Below are 4,158 nucleotides of genomic sequence, written 5' to 3' on the forward strand. Positions count from 1 at the left end.
GGTGCTGATACCCAGAGTCGAACTGGGGACCTCACCCTTACCAAGGGTGCGCTCTACCAACTGAGCCATATCAGCACGTCTTGGAGCGGGCAGCGGGAATCGAACCCGCATCATCAGCTTGGAAGGCTGAGGTAATAGCCATTATACGATGCCCGCATCCTGAAACTCGGCTACCCAGTTCTTTCTGTACAAAAAAAGAGATTGCTCTCTTTTCTTGTTTTGAGTTGATTCAGTTTTTAAACCAACTCAGGCGACGTAAAACGTTGCCAGAAAGTGGTGGTGGGGGAAGGATTCGAACCTTCGAAGTCTGTGACGGCAGATTTACAGTCTGCTCCCTTTGGCCGCTCGGGAACCCCACCGGACTTGATGGTGCCGACTACCGGAATCGAACTGGTGACCTACTGATTACAAGTCAGTTGCTCTACCTACTGAGCTAAGTCGGCATCAAGTAGCGCGCATTCTATGGAGACCTGCGAATTCATGCAACTAAAAAATTGCATAAAATGTTCTATCGCTCACATTTTGCACTAACAGCTCTGAAACTGCTGCGATTTCATGCAGCTCAGCGCAAAAATAGAGCAACAGCCAGGATTCGGATAGCAAACTCCTCACCGTTGTCCCACAATCCTCCCGGAAGCTTTCTCGCCAAATGACGAAAAATCCTTCTATAAAGGGTATGCAGCAGGTTGTTTGTATAAAAACAGCGATAGAGAGCAAAACTTACGTCACACCCGCCAGCAGCATCACCTGGCGCGCCTGGCGGCAGACCGTTATAAGACGGGTTGATATTAGGGTGTAATGGCGGTTAACAGGTGTAATTGCATACCTGTTGCCGGATGCTGATACTTTGCTTCCAAAGCGTCATATGATAGACATTTTTCATATTATTCCCTGTCATCTGGTGTTAACCTCCTGCCCATTGTCCTAACTTATTTCAATAACGTCGCGCCATCGTATTATCTACAGTGATGCTTCTCGCCATGTACTGGAAGCATATGTGGCGAGCCAGAATGGCAGGCAGAAAAGCTTATGAGTAAAAAAGAGCAAACGCTAATGACGCCGTACTTACAGTTCAATCGTAGCCAATGGGCTGCGCTTCGTGATTCAGTGCCGATGACGCTTACGGAAGGTGAAATCGCGCGGTTAAAAGGCATTAATGAAGACCTCTCGCTGGAAGAGGTTGCTGAGATTTATCTGCCACTTTCACGTTTACTCAATTTTTATATTAGCTCGAACTTGCGCCGCCAGGCGGTTCTCGAGCAATTTTTAGGCACTGACGGGCAACGCATCCCTTATATCATCAGCATTGCCGGGAGTGTTGCTGTCGGTAAAAGCACGACTGCCCGCGTACTGCAGGCGTTATTAAGTCGCTGGCCAGAACATCGCCGCGTGGAATTAATAACGACTGATGGCTTTTTGCATCCAAATCAGGTTTTAAAAGACAGAGATCTGATGAAGAAGAAGGGTTTTCCTCAGTCATATGATATGCACCGACTGGTGAAATTCGTCTCGGATATTAAATCAGGAGCGATCAATGTTACCGCTCCGGTATATTCGCACTTAATTTATGATGTCATCCCTGACGGTGACAAAACCGTCACCCAGCCGGATATATTAATCCTTGAAGGATTAAATGTATTACAAAGTGGAATGGATTATCCTCATGATCCACATCACGTGTTTGTCTCCGACTTTGTTGATTTCTCCATTTATGTTGATGCGCCCGAAGAACTTCTGCAACGCTGGTATATCAATCGCTTTTTGAAATTCCGCGAAGGTGCCTTTACCGATCCTGACTCCTATTTCCATAACTACGCAAAATTATCGGAAGAAGAGGCGACGCAAATCGCCACCTCGTTGTGGCAGGAAATTAACTGGCTTAATTTGCAGGAAAATATCCTCCCTACCCGTGAACGTGCCAGTCTGATAATGACCAAAAGCGCTAACCACGCCGTCGAGCAAGTACGCTTACGTAAATAAGCAAAGGGGAGTACAAACTCCCCTTTGTTAATTATTCAGCGCTGCGCAGGGAAATCTCCCCACCCATCCAGGGTTTAATCACGCCATCCTGCTCAAGTAATAATGCCCCCTGAGCATCAATGCCGCGAGAAATACCAAATATCTCTTTTTCGCCAATAATGAGCTTGACCGGTCGATTAATAAAATTATCCAGTTTATCCCAGCGCGACAGCCAGGGAGCTAACCCTTCTTCTTCGAAAAGGGCCAGCGCAGAACGCAGCTCGGTGATCAGACGTGCGGCAAGGATATTACGGTTGATGATAACTCCCGCCTCTTGCAGATTGATCCAGCCCTGATTTACCACATGCTCTTCGACATTACGCATCGCAAGATTAATACCAGCACCAATCACAATCTGCGCAGCATCACCGGTTTTACCTGTCAGTTCGACGAGGATGCCTGCAAGTTTACGATCGTCAAGATAGAGGTCATTTGGCCATTTTACGCGAATTTTCTCCGCGCCCAGCTCCTGTAAAACCTCCGCCATGACCATCCCAATGACCAGACTTAAACCGATTGCCGCTGCGGGCCCCTGCTCAAGACGCCAGTACATTGACAGATAAAGATTGGCGCCGAACGGTGAAAACCATTTGCGTCCACGTCTGCCACGACCGGCCTGCTGGTATTCTGCGACGCAGGCATCACCGGAGGCGAGCTCTGCTATCCTGTCCAGTAAGTATTGATTGGTTGAATCAATAACAGGTAAAACGGAGACATTTCCCCCTTTGACCTGCTCAGAAATGGATTTCTGACTCAGCAATTGAATCGGCTCTGGCAGGCTGTATCCCTTCCCTGGCACGGTAAAGACATCAACGCCCCAGTCGCGTAACGTCTGGATATGCTTGTTGATCGCAGCCCGGCTCATTCCAAGGCGCTCGCCTAATTGCTCACCAGAGTGGAACTCGCCATCCGCCAGTAATGAAACCAGGGTTAATGGAATTGTATTGTCCTTCATGAAATAACCTCTACCGCATTCACTTCGCCGCTCTGGCCGATGAAACGCACTTCTGGCTCCAGCCAGATATCAAATGCTTCACCCACACGTTGGCGCACCAGATGAGCCAGTTGCACAACATCATCGCTTGTCGCCTGGTTCTCATTAATGAGCACTAATGCCTGGTGCTGGTGTACCGCCGCGCCACCTACGGTTGTGCCTTTTAGCTGGCAGCGATCGATTAGCCAGCCTGCGGCCAGCTTTACGCTACCATCAGCTTGCGGGTAATGGGGGGCATTTGGCCATTCAACCAATAATTGCTCGGCTTTAGCCTGAGTAATCACCGGATTTTTGAAGAAGCTGCCGGCATTGCCGTTCACTTTTGGGTCAGGAAGCTTACTGATACGCATGTGACAGACGGTATCAAATACCTCCCGTGGACTGACGGTCAGCGGATCCAGACGGGTCAGATCGCCGTAGGATAAGACAGGCTGCCAACGTTTAACGAGGCGCAGACCAATCGCGACGATAACGTATCGATCCTGATACTCATGTTTGAATATGCTGTCCCGATAACCAAACTGGCACGCTTGTGCACTCAGACGCTTTGCTGTCCCGGTGGCCAGTTCAACACAATCTACGTATTCACAAACGCTTTTGACTTCAATCCCATAAGCGCCAATATTTTGGATCGGCGATGAGCCTGCGCAACCTGGTATTAGCGCCAGATTTTCCAGACCAGGCATGTCATGATCAAGGGTGAATTGCACCAGTTTATGCCAGTTTTCACCCGCTCCGACGTGAAGATGCCAGGCGTCTTCATCTTCCGTGACCTCGATACCCATGATACGGTTGACGATCACCGTGCCCGAAAAATCATCGAGAAAAAGAACATTACTGCCTTCACCCAGAATAAGGACAGGCTGTTGATTTTGAGTCGCTTGTTGCCATGCCTTCAAGAGTGACTGTGCGCTTTCAGCACAGACGATATTGTTAGCATTTCGATTGATACCGAAGGTATTCCAGGGCTTAAGGGAGTGATTCATAGACGCTATCCTGATGCAGAAACCGGGATAGTTTACCGTATCTGTAAGATGTACGCTTGTGGTTATAGAGAAGGTTTACCGTGGACAAAAACGCAAAAAGGCCATCCGTCAGGATGGCCTCTTCACTTGTTTGATGCCTGGCAGTTCCCTACTCTCGCA

Annotated in this window: 3 protein-coding genes and 4 tRNA genes; 1 reads left to right on the forward strand and 6 read right to left on the reverse strand. The window is 48.7% G+C overall.

Going from position 1 to position 4,158, the window contains the following annotated elements; translation table 11 throughout:
• Positions 1–2: 2 nt before the first annotated feature.
• The 4 genes from ACSZO4_RS24855 to ACSZO4_RS24870 all read right to left on the reverse strand — a co-directional run bounded on the left by ACSZO4_RS24855 (position 3) and on the right by ACSZO4_RS24870 (position 443).
• A tRNA-Thr gene (locus ACSZO4_RS24855) sits at positions 3–75 on the reverse strand.
• A 6-nt stretch (positions 76–81) separates the two neighbouring features.
• Positions 82–156 (reverse strand) — tRNA-Gly (locus tag ACSZO4_RS24860).
• A gap of 118 nt (positions 157–274) precedes the next feature.
• Positions 275–359 (reverse strand) — tRNA-Tyr (locus tag ACSZO4_RS24865).
• A gap of 8 nt (positions 360–367) precedes the next feature.
• A tRNA-Thr gene (locus ACSZO4_RS24870) sits at positions 368–443 on the reverse strand.
• Positions 444–1,029: 586 nt separating this feature from the next.
• Here ACSZO4_RS24870 and coaA point away from each other — a divergent pair.
• On the forward strand, positions 1,030–1,980 hold the full coding sequence (coaA, locus tag ACSZO4_RS24875; protein WP_437891764.1) for a type I pantothenate kinase: 951 nt from the start codon (positions 1,030–1,032) through the stop codon (positions 1,978–1,980).
• Between the two features lie 31 nt (positions 1,981–2,011).
• On the opposite strand, the gene birA is transcribed toward coaA, so the two are convergent.
• Both birA and murB read right to left on the reverse strand, forming a co-directional pair.
• On the reverse strand, positions 2,012–2,974 hold the full coding sequence (birA, locus tag ACSZO4_RS24880; RefSeq protein ID WP_437891766.1) for a bifunctional biotin--[acetyl-CoA-carboxylase] ligase/biotin operon repressor BirA: 963 nt from the start codon (positions 2,972–2,974) through the stop codon (positions 2,012–2,014).
• Positions 2,971–3,999, reverse strand: a complete 1,029-nt coding sequence (gene murB / locus ACSZO4_RS24885; protein WP_437891768.1) for a UDP-N-acetylmuramate dehydrogenase — start codon at positions 3,997–3,999, stop codon at positions 2,971–2,973. The genes birA and murB overlap by 4 nt, the downstream gene beginning before the upstream one ends.
• Positions 4,000–4,158: the final 159 nt, after the last annotated feature.

The organism is Phytobacter sp. V91, assembly GCF_965644225.1.
Taxonomy (GTDB): Bacteria; Pseudomonadota; Gammaproteobacteria; order Enterobacterales; family Enterobacteriaceae; genus CBFFRJ01.